The following is a 15,739-nucleotide window of genomic DNA, read 5'->3' on the forward strand; positions in this document are numbered from 1 at the left end:
CGACACTGCCGCCGATTTTGCGTTTGCTGCACTTAGATTATATTCTGGAAGCACCGAACCAGAGAGATCCCATGGCGACCACTGAGCCCCTCGAGATCATCGAGCCCACCGCGTCCGCGGTGAAAGCTGCGCAGCGCAGCCGCGACTCCATCGCCGAGGCCGCCGAGCGTGCGGGGATGCGGCGGTCCGGAACGGTCCGGCTCGAGGAGCTGGAGCTGCCGGTGTCCGTGGTGCGCGCGTTGTCGCGCATGGTGGACGAGTTGTCCGAAGGACACCGAATCGCCGTGCATGCCATTCCCGACGACAGCACCGAGCTTACGACCAGCCAGGCTGCTCGCCTGCTCGGAATGTCTCGCCCAACCCTCATCAACCTCCTGAACCAGGGATCGATCCCGTACCGCTTCGTAGGCACCCACCGCCGTCTTCTGGTGGTCGACGTTCTCGCATTCCGTGAACGGGCAGAGCGGCCGGCACCCGAACCCTCGCGCGAGGAGATGCTTCGCGCCATGGAGGAGATGGCGGAGTACACCCACGGCCTGGGCCTGGGGTACTGATGCGCGAGCACCCGCTCGTGGTGCTCGATGCAAACGTTCTTTTCCCGTTCCAGCTCAGGAACCTGCTGCTGCACCTCGCGGTCGAAGGTCTCTTCCGGCCACTCTGGTCAGCCGAGATCATCGACGAGTGCATGCGCGCGCTGCGTCGTGACGCCCAGCTCACTCAAGCCCAGTGCGACCACCTACTCGTCCAGATGCGCCGCGTCTTCGCATCCGCATGGGGATCGGGTTTCGCTGGACGTGCGGATCGCATCGAGCTGCCCGACGAGGGAGACCGCCACGTCCTCGCGCTTGCGGTACACTATGAAGCCGACTTCATTGTGACACACAATCTGAAGCACTTCCCTTCGACTATTCTTCATCCGCTAGGCACTGCGGCAATCGATCCGGACGCGTTCGTCGGGATCCTCTGGTTCCTCGATCGACAACGAGTTCTCGCCGCGGCAGAGCAACACCGCTGCTCCCTCCGTATCAGCCCCCTCGCGCCTGCCGACTACCTGACCGCGTTGAGAGGGACAGCCCGCCTTCCCCGCACCGCCGAGTTGCTGTTGAATGGCGGGTTTCTTCACGACGCTGCGCGATCCCCTCAAGGTTGACTCCGTTTTCCCCGCGACGGAGAAGCTACGGCAGCCGCGTCACCGCCACGCGGTCGTACTCGCGCGCGCCGGCGGGGAGGCGCACCAGGCCGTCCCAGCTCTGCCGGCGCGCACCCTCGTCGATGTAGCCGTGGAACTCTGCCCGCGCGGCCGCGTCCGCCGCCACGGCCAGCACCTCGAAGCGGCGGCCGGCGTCCTGCGCGCCGCCCAACTGCGCCAGCGCGTTCCATCCGCCCCCCGCCTGCACGTCGGCCGGGCGGTCCTGCGGGTAGTACCGCGCCGTGGAGGGGATGTAGAGCACCACCCAGATCGAGTCGCCGCGCGGCAGGTGGCGCGAGGTGCCGCGGATGGTCTCCTGCATGCCCGCGCTGCCGCCGTTGGCCGGCGAGGTGATGCGCACCTCGGGCGTGGCGGCCGGCCTGGTGATGCGGGAGACGGCGGCCACGGCCGCGCCACCCACCAGCATCCCCATGAACAAGTAGAAGACGATCCCCGCGCGCGGCGACCGCCGTCCGCGCTCCCGCGTCCCGTCCGCGCCGGCCGGACGCGGGCGGTCGAGGAGTTTCACCGCCACCGTGCCGATCAGCCCGATGACGGCCACCGCGATGGGCGTAACCTCCGCGAGCGAGCTCATGATCCCCTCCTGCCATGAACGGGATGGTGGACGACGCCGTGAGATCGCCGGATCGCCCTGATGTGCACGATAAAAGGTCGGTAGATGCGATCAAGATGCGCGTGAGCGAGCCGCTCACCCGCAAGGTTGGACGGGCGCGGGAGGATGGGTTCGCGGCGTGCGGCCGCGTCATCCCCCGCTTCGATGGTGATGCCGCGCCATTCCCAGTCCGCGAAGGCGGACTTCTTGAAGTTCCAGCGGGGCATTTCAATCCCCCGTCACACAATCCCCGAAATCCAACCCGCCGACTGTCGGCTCACCCCACGCGCAGCCGGTACGCTCCGTCGCGATTCCGTGGGTCCGCAGGCGTGAAGCCCATGCGGCGCAGGTACTTCGCGTGTCCGGCATGTCCCGCGGGACTGACGATGGTGTGGATGCCGCGCTCGCGAAAGAAGCCGGCGCACTCCTCGTACAGGTATCGCCCCACCTTGAGGTCGCGGAACGCGGGGATGACGTAGTCCAGCCGCACCCACAGGCACCCGTCGCCGCGCGGCTCGCCGATGAACAGCCCCGCCGGCACCAGGTCGCGCAGCACGAACAGCGTCATCTCGCCCTTCCGCGGCGCGTGCTCGAACGAGGGGAGAAAGCGCTTGATGTCGTCGGCGTGAAAGGAGAGGAAGTAGCGCAGGTACTTCGTGTCCGGCTCGATCTCCAGCAGGCGGAAGTACTCGTGCGCGCGGAGCATCTTCACCAGGAACCACAGGTTGATCAGGCAGATGAACCCGTTCACAGCCGCCACCGGGTACGCCCCGATCAGCACGCCGTAGACGGTGAACGCGAGCGATCCCACGAGGTTGATCAGGCGCAGCCGCAGGATGCGGCTCATCATCAGCGACACCGCCACCAGCACCGACGCCACGTAGCCCAGCAGCTCCAGCCACATCTGTCCGTCCATCCGTCCAGTCCATCCGCATGCGGGTGATCCACCGGCGCACGCCGCGCCGGAAGGTGCGTCGGGGAATACGTCCCGTGGCGCCGCAAAGCAAGGCCCGGCGTACACATCCGCTCAATGGCAAAGGGCTTGCTAGACGGACCCGGGGTTCGAGCGGGGCCGAAGGGATCAGCGACGCGGAGAAAGGCCGATGCGCCTGAACACGGGGGGAAGCAGCAACGTCGAGGACCGCCGCGGCATGGGTGGCGGGATGGCCGTGGGGGGCGGCCTGGGCGCGCTGGTGCTGGGACTGCTGTACATGCTGCTGGGCGGCAATCCCGGCGACGTCACCGGCGGCGAGCCGCCGCCGAGCAACGCGGGCGCGCCGGCGCAGCAGAACGACGCGCAGAGCCAGTGGGTCAGCAAGGTGCTGCGCAGCACCGAGCTCACCTGGGGCGACATCTTCCAGAAGATGGGGCGCCAGTACCAGGAGCCGCGGCTGGTGCTGTTCAGCAACGCCTACCCCTCGGCGTGCGGGATGGGCCAGGCGGCCATGGGCCCGTTCTACTGCCCGCGCGACGAGAAGGTGTACATCGACCTGAGCTTCTACCGCGAGATGGAGGAGCGGCTGCACGCCCCGGGCGAGTTCGCGCGCGCGTACGTGATCGCGCACGAGGTGGGGCACCATGTGCAGAACCTGCTGGGGATCTCGGCGCAGGTGCAGCAGGCCGAGCAGCAGGCCGGCAGCCGCGCCGAGGCCAACCGGTACTCCGTGCGGCTGGAGCTGCAGGCCGACTGCTTCGCCGGCGTGTGGGCCAACCAGGCGCGCCAGCGCGGCGAGCTGGTGCTGGAGCCGGGCGACGTGGAAACCGCGCTCAACGCCGCCAGCGCCATCGGCGACGACAAGCTGCAGCAGGAGGCGCAGGGCCGCGTGGTCCCCGAGTCGTTCACGCACGGCACCTCGGCGCAGCGCGTGGAATGGTTCACCCGCGGCCTCCGGTCCGGCGACCCGCAGCAGTGTGATACCTTCGAGGGAAGTGCGTGAACTGAAGTGCGTGAGTGCGGGAGTGCATGAGTGCGCTTGGAGATCGAGCGCACTCATGCACTTCCGCGCTCACGCACTTCGGTTCACAGCAGCTCGGGAGATGCGATCGGCTCGCCCTCGGCGAAGCGCGACGGGCGCAGGGGATGGACGTCCAGCGTGGACGCGGCGCCGTCGAGGATGATCTCGGCCAGGAGCTGGCCCAGCGCGGGCGAGTGCATCACCCCGTGGCCGGACGATCCGTTGGCGAGATAGAGATTGTCGACGCCCGGCGCGGCGCCCAGCAGCACGTGCCGGTCGGGACTCATCTCGTACAGCCCCGCCCAGCACGCGCCGCGATCCACCGCCACCTCGCGCAACGCGGGGATGCGCCGGTGCGCGCGCGACGTCACCTGCGGCAGCCACCGCTCGTCGAACACGTGGTCGTAGGGGGATGGCGTGGCCGGCTCGTCGGGCCAGAGCATCAGCACGCGGCCGTCGCGGACGCGCGCGTGGAAACCGTCGGGGGCGAAGATGGTCATCGGCATCGTCTCCGGCAGCGCGTCCGTGGCCACCGTCGCCGCCACCTGCCGCCGCAGCGGCGTCACCGGGATCTCCACACCCGCCATCCGCGCGACGGCGCCCGCCCACGCGCCCGCCGCGTCGACCACGGCGCCGGCCGCGATCTCTCCGCCCCGCGTCCGCACGGCGGCGATGCGGCCGCCCTCCATCCGCAGCCCCGTCACCTCGCACCCGTGGTCGAAGCGCACACCGAGACGCTGCGCGGCCTCGGTGTAGCCGCGCAGGATCTCCAGCGGGCGGATGAACCCGTCGCACGAGCAGTACGTGCCGCCCACCAGCCCGTCGATGGAGATGGCGGGATTGATCTCCTTCGCCTCCTCCGGCGTAACCGCGCGCGGATCCAGCGCGCCCGCCGCGTGCTGCACTGTCTGCGATGCCAGGAGGAGGTTCAGCGTGACGGCGTCATCGGCGAGGAAGAGGTAGCCGCACGGGCGATAGCCGGGGTCCACACCGGTCTCGTCCGCGAAGCGCAGCAGCTTCTCCTTCGACAGCAGCGACAGGCGGACGCCGACGTCGGAGCCGAACTGGCAGCGGAAGCCGCCGGTCGCCTTCCCCGTGCTCCCCTGCCCCGGCCGCGGCTCGCGCTCCAGCACGCGCACACCCGAGCACCCGCGCGCCGCCAGGTGATACGCCACGCTCGCGCCGATCACCCCGCCGCCGATCACCACCACATCCGCGGTTGGCATACAGGCTCTTCGAAGGCTCGGCCAAGGGGAGTGCGTCGTCGGCCCGCTTCCACCACAACAGGCCCGAGGCGAATTCTACGCGCGCTGTTCATCAGCCAGCAACGCATGCGGCGGAACCATCCGTGGCGGAATATTGCAGATCCGGTCGGAAACGAGGCTCGGACAGACGTTGATGTTTAGTAGAGGGGTTATACATCGCAGCTCGGCGCGGCACCGCACGCCGCACCGAGCTTGGCGCCAGCTGGAACCGCTCAGCAGAAGCAGTCGATTTCCGTCCGTTCGGTGCTGTTGCAGTTGCTGTAAGTGCACACCCCACATTCAGCATAGCACCGTGTGAAGCGGGTTCCTCGGTTCAGCGGGGCGTCTGCCGCGCCGACCACTGTGCCACGCGGCCCAGCGTCGGGCACCGTCTGGAAGGTTTCGACCTTCAGGGCATCGACGTCGATCCTGAGCTTGGCCATGGTTCCTCCGTGGTTCGATGGGAGATGCCGAGCGAAGCTTTCGTAACCCGTTTGCGCACCTTTCGTGCCTTAGTAATTAGGACCTACTCGCGCCGCTCGCTGTCATTCCTCCGATCCAGCCTCTCCCGTCACTCTGAAGGCAAGCTCGCCCTCAATCGCCTAGGAACTCGCCGAGGGCGGCCAGGCCGGGGACGCGGTCGGCCAGCACCTTGGCGGCGGCGACGATGGGCACGGCCAGGAACGCGCCGGGCACGCCCCACAGGAACCACCACACCATCACCCCCACCAGCACCGCCACCGGGTTCAGCTTCAGCCGCCGGCCGTAGAGGATGGGGCTGACCAGGTTGTTCTGCAGCGTGGTGATGAGCAGGTACGCGCCGGGCGCCAGCAGCGCGTGCCCCGCCGAGTCGAACGTGGCCAGGCCGATCAGCGTCAGGAGCAGCACCATCAGCGCGCCGCCCAGATAGGGGATGAACTCCAGCAGCACGGTCATCATCCCCCACATTACCGGCGTGGGCATGCCGATCAGCCACATGGCCACCCCCACGGCGGCACCCTGCCCGAGGTTGATCAGCAGCGACACCACCAGGTAGCGCGAGACCACCGCCTCGGTTTCGCGCACCGCCTCCACCGCGCGCTTCTTCTCGCCGATCAGCGGCAGCACGTGCACCAGCTTGCGCAGGAACAGGTCGCCCGACGCCAGCAGGAACCACACGAGCAGCACCACCTCCACGAACGCCGACAGCACGCCGGCCGTGGTGCCGAACACCTTCGTGGCTACGCCCGGCATGGCCGGGCTCGGCGTCTCCCCGCCGGTGCCGCCGGAACCGCCGGAGCCCGCGGAGCGCGCGCCGCCGGCCGGTCCGCCGCCGGACGCACCGCCCATCGATCGGACCACGGGGTCGAAGCCGCGCGCCAGCTCGCGCAGCTTTCCCTGTGCCTTGTGGATGCTCTGCGGTGCCTCCTTCACCCAGCTCTGCACCGGCGCGGCCACCGCGAATCCCGCCCCGGCCAGCAGCGCCAGCGAGCCGAGCACCACGACGAGCGCCGCCAGGGCGGTCGGGATGCGCAGCTTCTCCAGCGCGCGCACCACCGGCCGCAGCAGCGCCATGAACACCAGCGACAGGGCGATGGGGATGAACACCTCGCGCCCGAAGTACAGCGCGAACGCCACCGCCACCACCGCGATGACGACGGTCGCCACGGTGCGGACGGCATCGCCGCGGCGGCGGCGCGCGCCGGGCGCGGGGGGATTGTCGGGCTGGAGATCGGTCAAGGCACGTCCCGCAACGGGTTCATCACGTTCCTGCAGTCACACCGCGTAAATGCAAGGGCGGGACCGACGTTCGTGCAGGGAGATTCAGGAGGTACAGCGGATGAACTCCCCCACGACGCGCGCCAGCTCCTCGCCGCGATCCTCCTGCAGGAAGTGGCCGGCGCCGCGGATGGTGGCGTGCGGCTGTCCGGCCGCGCCCGGGATCCGCTGCTGGAACCGCCGCTCGAAGCTTCGGGTGATGCGCTCGTGCTGACCGTACGCGGTCAGGAACGGCTTCCCCCAGCGCTCCAGCACCGCCCACGCGCGGCGGTTGGCCTCCGCGGCGGGGTCGTCCGGGCGCGTGGGGACGAGCGGCGGGAAGGCGCGCGCGCCGGCCTTGTACCGCTCCGGCGGGAACGGCGCGTCGTAGGCCCGCCGCACCTCGCGCGGAAGCTTGGTATGCGATCCCGCCTGCACGATGCGGCCGGCGGGGAACCATGGCGTCCACCGCGCCCACGCCTGGCATGCGCGGAAGATCAACGGCGTGCGCCCATCCCCCGTCGGCAGCGCGGCGTTGGCGGCGACGATGCGCGCGAAGCGCTCCGGATCCTCCGCCGCGATCCGCAGCCCGATCAGCGAACCCCAGTCCTGGCAGACGAGCGTGATCGCCTCGAGCCCGATGGCCTCGATGAAGCCGCGCATCCAGTCCACGTGCCGCTGGTACGAGTACGCGCCGATATCCGCCGGCTTGTCCGACCGCCCGAACCCAACGAGATCGGGCGCCACGGCGCGGAAACCCGCCGCGGCGATGACCGGGATCATCTTGCGGTAGAGATACGACCACGACGGCTCGCCGTGCAGCATCAGCACGGGCGATCCATCCCGCGGCCCCTCGTCCACGTAGTGAATCCGCAATCCGTCGACGGTGACGTACCGCGGCTCGAACGGATATCCGGGGAGATCGCGAAACCGCTCGTCCGGCGTGCGCAGGATCTGGGTTGATGGACTCGTCATTGATGATACCAACTCCGGCTGAAGAATTGATGCAACTCGTCTGAGCCAGTGCTGAGTCGATTATAGATCCTTCGGCCTGCAAGCTACTGTGCATACGCTGGTTACAGTCTGGCCGGCTTCAGGATGACGTCAGTGGGGCCAGTGTGGGATGCATAAACTGAATACCCGGACTGGCATGACTCGTCTCACGCGCGGGAGCCGTGGCCGCACGCCGATGATGTCCGCGAAGGCGGACAGCGTGTAGTTGTAGCCGCGACTTCAGTCGCATCGTCCCAGATAATTTCGCGCTCGACCGCAACAAAAACGCCCCCGCGATCGCGGGGGCGAGCAGCCGGCCGGGCGCGGACCGCCGTCAGGCGTCGACCACGTCGCCGGGGTCCACCTGCTCGCGCCGCTCCACCTTCACCACGCCCTTGATCTTCTTCACCGCGCTGATCACGCGGTTCAGGTGCGTCAGGTTCTCCACCTCCACCACGAACTCGCCCTTCATCCCGCGCTCGTCGGCCTTCATCTCGGCGCTCTGGATGTTGGTGTTGGTGCCGGTGATGGCGCTGGCCACCTCGGCCATCAGCCCGCGCCGGTCGGTGCCCTCCATCACCAGCCGCACGAAGAAGCGGTCGCTGCCGTCGCCGTCCCACTGGATGTCGACGCGGCGCTCGGGGTGGTCGCGCAGCTGCAGGATGTTGGGGCAGTCGATGCGGTGGATGCTGACGCCCCGCCCGCGCGTGATGTAGCCGATCACCTTGTCGCCCGGCACCGGCTGGCAGCACTGGGAGTAGCGCACCATCAGGTTGCTCATCCCCTGGATCTTCACCGCCGGCGGCTCGCCGCGCACGCGGGAGACCAGCCGCTCGAACGCCGACGGCTGCTTGGGCTGCTCGGCCAGCTCGGGCCACAGCTCGCGCATCACCGCGCCGGGGCCCAGGTCGCCGCGCCCCAGGGCGGCGAACAGGTGCTGCGCGTTGGGCAGGTTCAGCGCCCGCGCCGCCTCGTCGAAGCGCTCCTCGGTCACCTTCTCGCGGCGCGCCTTCTTGATCTCGCGCTCGATGAACTCGCGCCCCAGCTCCACCGAGCTGCCGAACTCCTCCTCCTTGATCCACTGGCGGATCTTGTTGCGCGCGCGCGCCGTCTTCACGAACGCCAGCCAGTCGCGCGAGGGGCGCTGCCGCGGGTCGGTGAGGATCTCCACCGTGTCGCCGTTCTGCAGCTCGCGGGTGATGGGGCTGATGCGCCCGTTCACCCGCGCGCCCACGCAGTGCACACCCACCTCGGTGTGCACCGAGAAGGCGAAGTCGATGGGCGTGGCGGACTTGGGAAGCTGCTTCACGTCGCCCATGGGGGTGAAGACGAAGATCTCGTCCTGGAACAGGTCGATCCGGAGGAATTCCATGAACTCCTCCGGCTCCTTCGTCTCCTGCTGCCACTCCAGCACCTGGCGGAACCAGGTCAGCGTCTCGTCGACGTCGTCGGTGGCGCGCCCCTCCTTGTACTTCCAGTGCGCCGCGATGCCGTACTCGGCGGTGCGGTGCATCTCGCGCGTGCGGATCTGGATCTCGTACAGCCTGCCGCCGGGGCCGAAGATGGTCGTGTGCAGCGACCGGTACATGTTGCTCTTCGGCGTGGCGATGTAGTCGTGGAACCGCTCCGTCAGCGGCGTCCAGCGGTTGTGGATCACCCCCAGCGCGTGGTAGCAGTCGGTGACCGTCTCCACGATCACCCGCATGGCCATCAGGTCGTAGATCTCCTCGTAGTTCTTGGTCCGGCGCACCATCTTGCGGTAGATGGACCACAGGTGCTTGGGCCGGCCCGTCACCTCGGCGTCGATCCCCGCGTCGAGCAGCTCCTGCTGCAGCGGCTCGCGCATCCGCTCCACCAGGTCTTCGCGCTCGCGCCGCTTCTCGCTGATCTTCTTGGCGAGATCTCGATAGGCCTCGGGCTCCAGGAACTTGAAGCACAGGTCCTCGAGCTCCCACTTGATGGTCGCGACACCCAGACGGTGGGCCAGCGGCGCGTAGATCTCGCGCGTCTCCAGCGCGATGCGGCGGCGCTTCTCCTCGGGGAGGTAGTCCAGCGTGCGCATGTTGTGCAGCCGGTCCGCCAGCTTCACCAGGATCACGCGCGCGTCCTGCGCCATCGACAGCAGCAGCTTGCGGAAGTTCTCCACCTGCTGCTCGGTGCTGGTGCGGAACTGGACCTTGGCCAGCTTGGTGAGACCATCGACGACGGTGGCCACCTCGTCGCCGAACGCCTCGCGCACGTCCTCGACGGTGGCGGGCGTGTCTTCCACCACGTCGTGGATCAGCGCGCTGGCGATGGTCACCGAGTCCAGGTGCAGCTCGCCCAAGATGGCGGCCACCTCCACGCAGTGGGTGACGTAGTCTTCGCCCGAGCGGCGCTTCTGGCCGGAGTGGGCCACGCTGCTGAACTCGTACGCCTTCGTGACCAGCTCAAGGTCCAGCCGGTCGGCGTAGCTCTCGATGCTGTTGAAGAGGATCGGCGGAAGGATGGAGCGCGCGTGCTCCAGCGCGTCGCCTTCCAGCACCACGGGGACGGCGGTGGCCATCAGCGCCTCCCTCGGGCCAGCACACACGCCCGCCCGTCCAGAGTGGACGGGCGGGCGCAGGAACCTGCGGCCGGGATGCTGCGCGGCGTTCGCATATCGTCAAATGTAAACGCACAGGCGCCGTAGGTCACGTCCCCCTGTGCGCGGATATGGTATCAGGCTCGAATCGCCCAGCCGCGGGTGTGACGCACAAATGCTTCGGAGCGCCTCTATCCGGGGTGCCCCACTCTATTTCCTGGCTTCACGAAGCTGCGCCTCCAACTCGGCGACTCGCTTCTTCAACTCCGCGACTTCGTTCCGGAGGCGCGCCAATTCGTTCGCCTCTCCTCGATACCAAGCCTGCAGCTTGGCCAAAGTGCGCCCGTATGGCTCAGCGCCGTGAATGAAGCTCGCCAGCGTGGTGTGAGCCACACCGATTTCTTGTGCGACTAGCCGGAAGCTGCTCCGGCGCACCCGATCGGTAGCCGCGGTGCGGAGTTCGTCTACGGATACAGCATTCTCACGGGATACAGCAGTCTCACGCGGAAGCATTGACGCTCCCGCGTGAAAGAATTACCGTACGAAGGTGGTGCGTTTCAGGTAGGATACACGGGACAGCCTACTTGTATTGGAGCGCTAGAACAAGGGGTCATAGATAACAGAACCGGCGCGCCCGCATCGATTGTTCATCGCGAGAAGGAGTCGCGGTATGTCGAAGCTCGCCCGAAACATCGTGCTCGCCGACGGACCTGCCTGCATGCTGACCGCACAAGAATGGCGTGCGGCGCGCGAGAGGGTGGCGATGCTCAGGTCCGCGCGAGACCGGCGGATGTTCTTCGCGCTTCTGAATTACCTGGAACGGGGATGGGAGATCATTCGCCCGCTGCACGTCGTCGCGAACCGCATCGTGTGCGGACCGGGCCTCGCCGGAGCGACCGCGGAGGACGTGACGACGTTCATCGAGTGCGATCCGATCGACGTCTTCCGCGGAATCACGAACATCTGCATGCGCGCCATTCCAGACGCGTCGCAGCGGCCAGGACCGAACTTCGAGATCGTGGCAGATGAGGCGGGCGATCTGGCGCGGTACCTCCGCATCCTCGCGCTCGGCGCCGACCACCCCGAGTTCCCGCCCGAGCTGCGCGAGCTGGTTCGATCCACCGCAACAAAGATTACCGCCTGGAACGCCGGGCTCGCCGACGTGCTGGAGCCGGCGGAGAACTGTGTGCGCGCCCCGCCCCGGACTGCGATCTACGCGGCCAGCGCCTGCAGAGTTGGCACGCCACGGTAGAGCTCGCCGCGTTCCTGGAACGACCAGTAGCGCGACTCGCCAATGATGACGTGGTCGGCGACGGGGACGCCCAGGATCTCGCCGGCCTTCACCAGGTCGGCGGTGATCTGGCGGTCGGCGCCCGACGGGGTGGGCTCGCCGCTGGGATGGTTGTGCATCAGCACCACCGACGCCGCGGAGTGATGCAGCGCGTGGCGGAACACCTCGCGCGCGTGCACCAGCGACTCGTCGAGCGTGCCACGGGAGACGAGGGTTTCGTTCAGCAGCTCGTTCTGCGTGTTCAGCACCAGCACGTAGAACTCCTCGTGCTGCAGGTCGCGCATGCGGAAGCGGTAGCGCTCGTACACGTCGCGCCCGGTGGCCAGGCGGATGCGCTCGGGACGCGCCTCCTCGGCGGCGCGGCGCCCCAGCTCGAGCGCCGCCAGCACGCGCGTGGCCTTGGCCTGGCCCACGCCGCGCACGCTGCCGGCCACCACGCACACCGGCGCCGCCATCAGGCGGCGCAACGACTCGCCGCCGTCTTCGCCCGGGAACGCGGCCAGCAGATCGCCGGCCAGCTCCAGCGCGCTCCGCCCGGGCAAACCGTTGCGCGGCGCCTGCCCGGTTTCGATCAGCAGCGCCAGCAGCTCGCGGGTGGAGAGCGCCCGCACCCCCAGCGCGCGCACGCGCTCGCGAGGACGCTCGTCGACGGGCCACTGCTTGATGGGGAAGTGCATGGCTGCCACGCGGAGCAAAGGTGGATGCCCTTTACAATACCGAACAAAATACGAAAGTACCCCCACCCTGTCCAGAGTCTTTGATCACCCAAAGAAGAAGCGGGGTGGCGCACCCGTTGGCACGCCACCCCGCCTTCCTGCTGCCCTCTGCCCGTCCGCTATGCCCCGCGGCCGTGGCAGTTCTTGTACTTCTTGCCGCTGCCGCAGGGGCAGGGGTCGTTGCGTCCCACCGTGGCCGCGGCGGCCGCGGGCTTCGGGCCTGCCTCCTCCTCGCGGTTCGTCCTCAGCTGCCGCTGCGAGGGCGGTACCGCCGCGTAGGGGTTGATCCCCAGCGACGACCGGCGCGGCGGCGGCGCGGGCTCGGCATCAGGCGCCGGCGTCTCGTCGCCGTAGGTGGCGTCGACCGGCTCGTCGCCGTGCATGGGCGTGCCGTAGAACAGCGGCGGCGGCGGCGCGGGCTGCGGCGCGGCGATGGTGGCGCGGAAGGCGAACTTGGCCACCGACAGGTACAGGTCGCGCATCAGCGACTCGAACATGTCGTAGGCCTCGGCCTTGTACTCTACCAGCGGGTCCTTCTGCCCCCACCCGCGGAACCCGATGCTGGCCTTCAGGTGGTCCAGATCGTAGAGGTGGTCCTTCCACTTCTCGTCGATGGTGGACAGCACGATGTAGCGCAGCACGTCGTCGCTGGCGGCGCCGAACTGGTCGAGCTTCTGGTGATAGGCCTCGTGCGCCAGCTCCTGCACGTAGTCCACCACCTCCTGCTTGCTGTCGAACGTGTCGCCGCCGCCCTCGATCGAGGGGAAGCGGTCGGCGGTGATGAAGAAGTCCAGCGTCAGCCGCTGGCGCAGCCCGGTCAGGTCCCACTCCTCGGGGTGCGGCCCGTCGGTGTACTCGTCCACGATGGGCGGGAGCGACTTCTCGATCATCTCCCACACCTCGCCCTGCAGCTCGCCGCCGCCCTCGAGCGCGAAGGTGCGCAGGTCGTAGATCACCTCGCGCTGCTGGTTCATCACGTCGTCGTAGTCCAGCAGCCGCTTGCGCGCCTCGAAATTCTGCAGTTCCACCCGCTTCTGCGCGCCCGAGATCGAGTTGGTGATCCACGGGTGGGTGATGACCTCGCCCTCCTGCGCGCCGAGGCGGTCCATGATGCTGGCGATGCGCTCGGAGCCGAACAGGCGCATCAGGTCGTCTTCCAGCGACATCATGAACTCGCTGGCGCCGGGGTCGCCCTGGCGGCCGGCGCGGCCGCGCAGCTGCCGGTCGATGCGCCGGCTCTCGTGGCGCTCGCTTCCCAGGATGTGCAGCCCGCCCACCTCCACCACGTAGTCGTCGGGCTTGGTGGTGAGATCCTCGCTCTGCTCGGGATCCGGCAGCGTGCCCACGAGCTTGAGGTCGACGCCGCGCTCCTTCAGCCAGGCGATGGTGCGCGGCTCGGTGACGCCGGGCCCCAGCTTGATGTCGGTGCCGCGCCCGGCCATGTTCGTGGCGATGGTCACCGACCCCGGCTGCCCCGCGCGCGCCACGATCTCGGCCTCGCGCTGGTGCTGCTTGGCGTTCAGCACCTCGTGCGGCACCCCCGCCCGCTTCAGCATCCGCGACAGCGTCTCGCTGACGTCGACCGAGACGGTGCCGACCAGGACCGGGAGCTCCATGGCGTTCAGCCGCTGGATCTCGGTGATGATGGCGTTCAGCTTCTCGCGCTTGGTCTTGTAGACCAGGTCGTGGCGGTCGTCGCGCTGCACCGGCCGGTTGGTGGGGATGACCATCACCTCCAGGCCGTAGATCTGGTGGAACTCGCCCTCTTCGGTCTCGGCGGTGCCGGTCATGCCGCCGAGCTTGTCGTACATGCGGAAGTAGTTCTGGATGGTGATGGTGGCCATGGTCTGCGTCTCGGCCTTCACCGACACGCCCTCCTTGGCCTCCACCGCCTGGTGCAGCCCGTCGGACCAGCGCCGGCCCTGCATCATGCGGCCGGTGAACTCGTCCACGATCATCACCTCGCCGTTCTGGATGACGTACTGCTCGTCCTTGTTGAACAGGGCGTACGCCTTCAGCAGCTGGTGGATGACGTGGATCTTCTCGCTCTTCTCCGCGTACTCGCGCTCGAGCGTGGCGATGGCGTCGCGCTTCTCGTCCACGCCCAGCTCGGCGTTCACCTCCACGCGGTGGACCTCCTCGCTGATGTCGGGCACCACGAAGGCCTCGTGGTCATCCGGGGCGAGGACGTCGAGCCCCTGGTCGGTCAGGTGCACGTTGTGCCCCTTCTCGTCCATGGAGAAGAGCAGCTGCTCCTCGAGCTCGTGCACCTTCTTTTCCTGCATGTAGTCGCGCTCGACCTTCCCCATCGTCTTCACCAGCCCGGGGTCGTCGGCCAGCAGCTTGAGCAGGCGCTTGTTGCGGGGAGATCCGCGGCGGGCCAGGAAGAGCCGCTCGCCGGCGGCGTAGCTCTCGTTCCCGGCGATGTCCTTCTCGGCCTGCGCGATCAGCTCGTTGACGATGCGCGTCTGGCGGCGGTAGAGGTCGGCCACCTGCGGGTTGTAGCGCGCGTACGCGTCGTTCGTCTCGTTCCCCACGGGGCCGCTGATGATCAGCGGGGTACGCGCCTCGTCGATCAGCACGCTGTCGACCTCGTCGACGATGGCGTACGCGTGGCCGCGCTGCACGCGCTGCTCCAGCGCGTGCACCATGTTGTCGCGGAGGTAGTCGAAGCCGAACTCGTTGTTGGTGCCGTAGGTGATGTCGGCCGCGTAGGCGCCGCGCCGCTCGGGCCCGTTGGGCTCGTGCAGGTCGATGCAGCCCACGGACAGGCCCAGGTACTTGTAGACGTGGCCCATCCACTCGCTGTCGCGCTGGGCCAGGTAGCTGTTGACGGTGACGAGGTGCGCGCCGCGCCCGGTGAGCGCGTTCAGGTACAGCGGCAGCGTGGCGACCAGCGTCTTCCCCTCGCCGGTGGCCATCTCGGCGACCTTGCCCTGGTGCAGCACGATGCCGCCGATCAGCTGCACGTCGTACGGCACCATGTCCCACACCAGCGGCTGACCGGTGACGGAGACCTCGGTGCCGACGAGGCGGCGGCACGCCTCCTTCACCGTGGCGAACGCCTCGGGCAGGATCTCGTCGAGCGCGGCCTCGGTGGCGCTCTTCAGGCGGCGCTCGGCGTCGCCCATCTCCACGGCCAGCTGCTCGCGCTCGGCGGCGCTCTCGGCAGAGCGCTTGCGCTCGCGCAGCTCGTCGAGCTCGGCCTGCACCTCGCCCGTGGCCTCGCGGATGTAGGCGCGGAACTTCTCCGTCTGCGCCTTCAGCTCGTCCTCCGAGAGCCCCTGCAGGCTCTCGAAGTGCTGGTTGATCTCGTCCACGATCGGCTGCAGGCGCTTCAGCTCGCGCTGGTGGCGCGTGCCGAACACCGCCCGGATCACGCTCTTCAACATCGGAAACGAACCCTTCCGCTCTTGTTTTCAGTCGGACATCAGACGA

General features: G+C 68.4%; 14 protein-coding genes. 4 read left to right on the forward strand and 10 right to left on the reverse strand.

Going from position 1 to position 15,739, the window contains the following annotated elements:
- Positions 1-71: 71 nt before the first annotated feature.
- Both VF092_23060 and VF092_23065 read left to right on the forward strand, forming a co-directional pair.
- Complete coding sequence (locus VF092_23060) at positions 72-554, forward strand: helix-turn-helix domain-containing protein (GenBank protein HEX6750192.1); 483 nt, start codon at positions 72-74, stop codon at positions 552-554.
- Positions 554-1,150 carry a PIN domain-containing protein gene (locus tag VF092_23065; protein HEX6750193.1) on the forward strand — a complete coding sequence of 199 codons (597 nt, stop codon included), beginning with the start codon at positions 554-556 and terminating at the stop codon, positions 1,148-1,150. Before VF092_23060 ends, VF092_23065 begins: the two co-directional genes overlap by 1 nt.
- A 25-nt stretch (positions 1,151-1,175) precedes the next feature.
- Here VF092_23065 and VF092_23070 read toward each other — a convergent pair whose 3' ends face one another.
- The 3 genes from VF092_23070 to VF092_23080 are packed head-to-tail and all read right to left on the reverse strand — an operon-like array spanning position 1,176 to position 2,718.
- Positions 1,176-1,784 carry a hypothetical protein gene (locus VF092_23070; protein HEX6750194.1) on the reverse strand — a complete coding sequence of 203 codons (609 nt, stop codon included), beginning with the start codon at positions 1,782-1,784 and terminating at the stop codon, positions 1,176-1,178.
- Entirely contained in the window at positions 1,781-2,029 is a 249-nt protein-coding gene (locus tag VF092_23075) for a hypothetical protein (protein ID HEX6750195.1), read from the reverse strand. The genes VF092_23070 and VF092_23075 overlap by 4 nt, the downstream gene beginning before the upstream one ends.
- A 50-nt stretch (positions 2,030-2,079) precedes the next feature.
- Positions 2,080-2,718 (reverse strand): GNAT family N-acetyltransferase, encoded by a 639-nt coding sequence (locus VF092_23080; protein ID HEX6750196.1) that lies wholly within the window; start codon positions 2,716-2,718, stop codon positions 2,080-2,082.
- 187 nt (positions 2,719-2,905) lie between these two features.
- Here VF092_23080 and VF092_23085 point away from each other — a divergent pair, with 187 nt between their 5' ends.
- Entirely contained in the window at positions 2,906-3,739 is an 834-nt protein-coding gene (locus VF092_23085; GenBank protein HEX6750197.1) for a neutral zinc metallopeptidase, read from the forward strand.
- Positions 3,740-3,822: 83 nt separating this feature from the next.
- Here VF092_23085 and VF092_23090 read toward each other — a convergent pair whose 3' ends face one another.
- The 5 genes from VF092_23090 to VF092_23110 form a co-directional block, all read right to left on the reverse strand.
- A complete protein-coding gene (locus tag VF092_23090) occupies positions 3,823-4,983 on the reverse strand; it encodes an FAD-binding oxidoreductase (protein HEX6750198.1) in 1,161 nt (386 codons plus the stop codon).
- A 251-nt stretch (positions 4,984-5,234) separates the two neighbouring features.
- On the reverse strand, positions 5,235-5,444 hold the full coding sequence (locus tag VF092_23095; protein ID HEX6750199.1) for a hypothetical protein: 210 nt from the start codon (positions 5,442-5,444) through the stop codon (positions 5,235-5,237).
- Between the two features lie 151 nt (positions 5,445-5,595).
- Positions 5,596-6,720, reverse strand: coding sequence for an AI-2E family transporter (locus tag VF092_23100; protein HEX6750200.1), 1,125 nt, complete (start codon positions 6,718-6,720; stop codon positions 5,596-5,598).
- 84 nt (positions 6,721-6,804) lie between these two features.
- Positions 6,805-7,713: a haloalkane dehalogenase gene (locus VF092_23105; GenBank protein HEX6750201.1), complete on the reverse strand. Its 909-nt coding sequence runs from the start codon at positions 7,711-7,713 to the stop codon at positions 6,805-6,807.
- 352 nt (positions 7,714-8,065) lie between these two features.
- The gene (locus VF092_23110; GenBank protein HEX6750202.1) at positions 8,066-10,276 is read right to left on the reverse strand and encodes a bifunctional (p)ppGpp synthetase/guanosine-3',5'-bis(diphosphate) 3'-pyrophosphohydrolase; all 2,211 of its coding nucleotides are present in this window, start codon (positions 10,274-10,276) and stop codon (positions 8,066-8,068) included.
- Positions 10,277-10,964: 688 nt separating this feature from the next.
- Here VF092_23110 and VF092_23115 point away from each other — a divergent pair.
- On the forward strand, positions 10,965-11,546 hold the full coding sequence (locus VF092_23115; GenBank protein ID HEX6750203.1) for a hypothetical protein: 582 nt from the start codon (positions 10,965-10,967) through the stop codon (positions 11,544-11,546).
- Here VF092_23115 and radC read toward each other — a convergent pair.
- Complete coding sequence (radC, locus tag VF092_23120) at positions 11,507-12,262, reverse strand: DNA repair protein RadC (protein ID HEX6750204.1); 756 nt, start codon at positions 12,260-12,262, stop codon at positions 11,507-11,509. The genes VF092_23115 and radC overlap by 40 nt on opposite strands.
- 158 nt (positions 12,263-12,420) lie before the next feature.
- Positions 12,421-15,681 (reverse strand): preprotein translocase subunit SecA, encoded by a 3,261-nt coding sequence (secA, locus tag VF092_23125; protein HEX6750205.1) that lies wholly within the window; start codon positions 15,679-15,681, stop codon positions 12,421-12,423.
- Between the last annotated feature and the right edge of the window lie 58 nt (positions 15,682-15,739).

Source organism: Longimicrobium sp. (genome assembly GCA_036377595.1).
Lineage (GTDB): Bacteria > Gemmatimonadota > Gemmatimonadetes > Longimicrobiales > Longimicrobiaceae > Longimicrobium.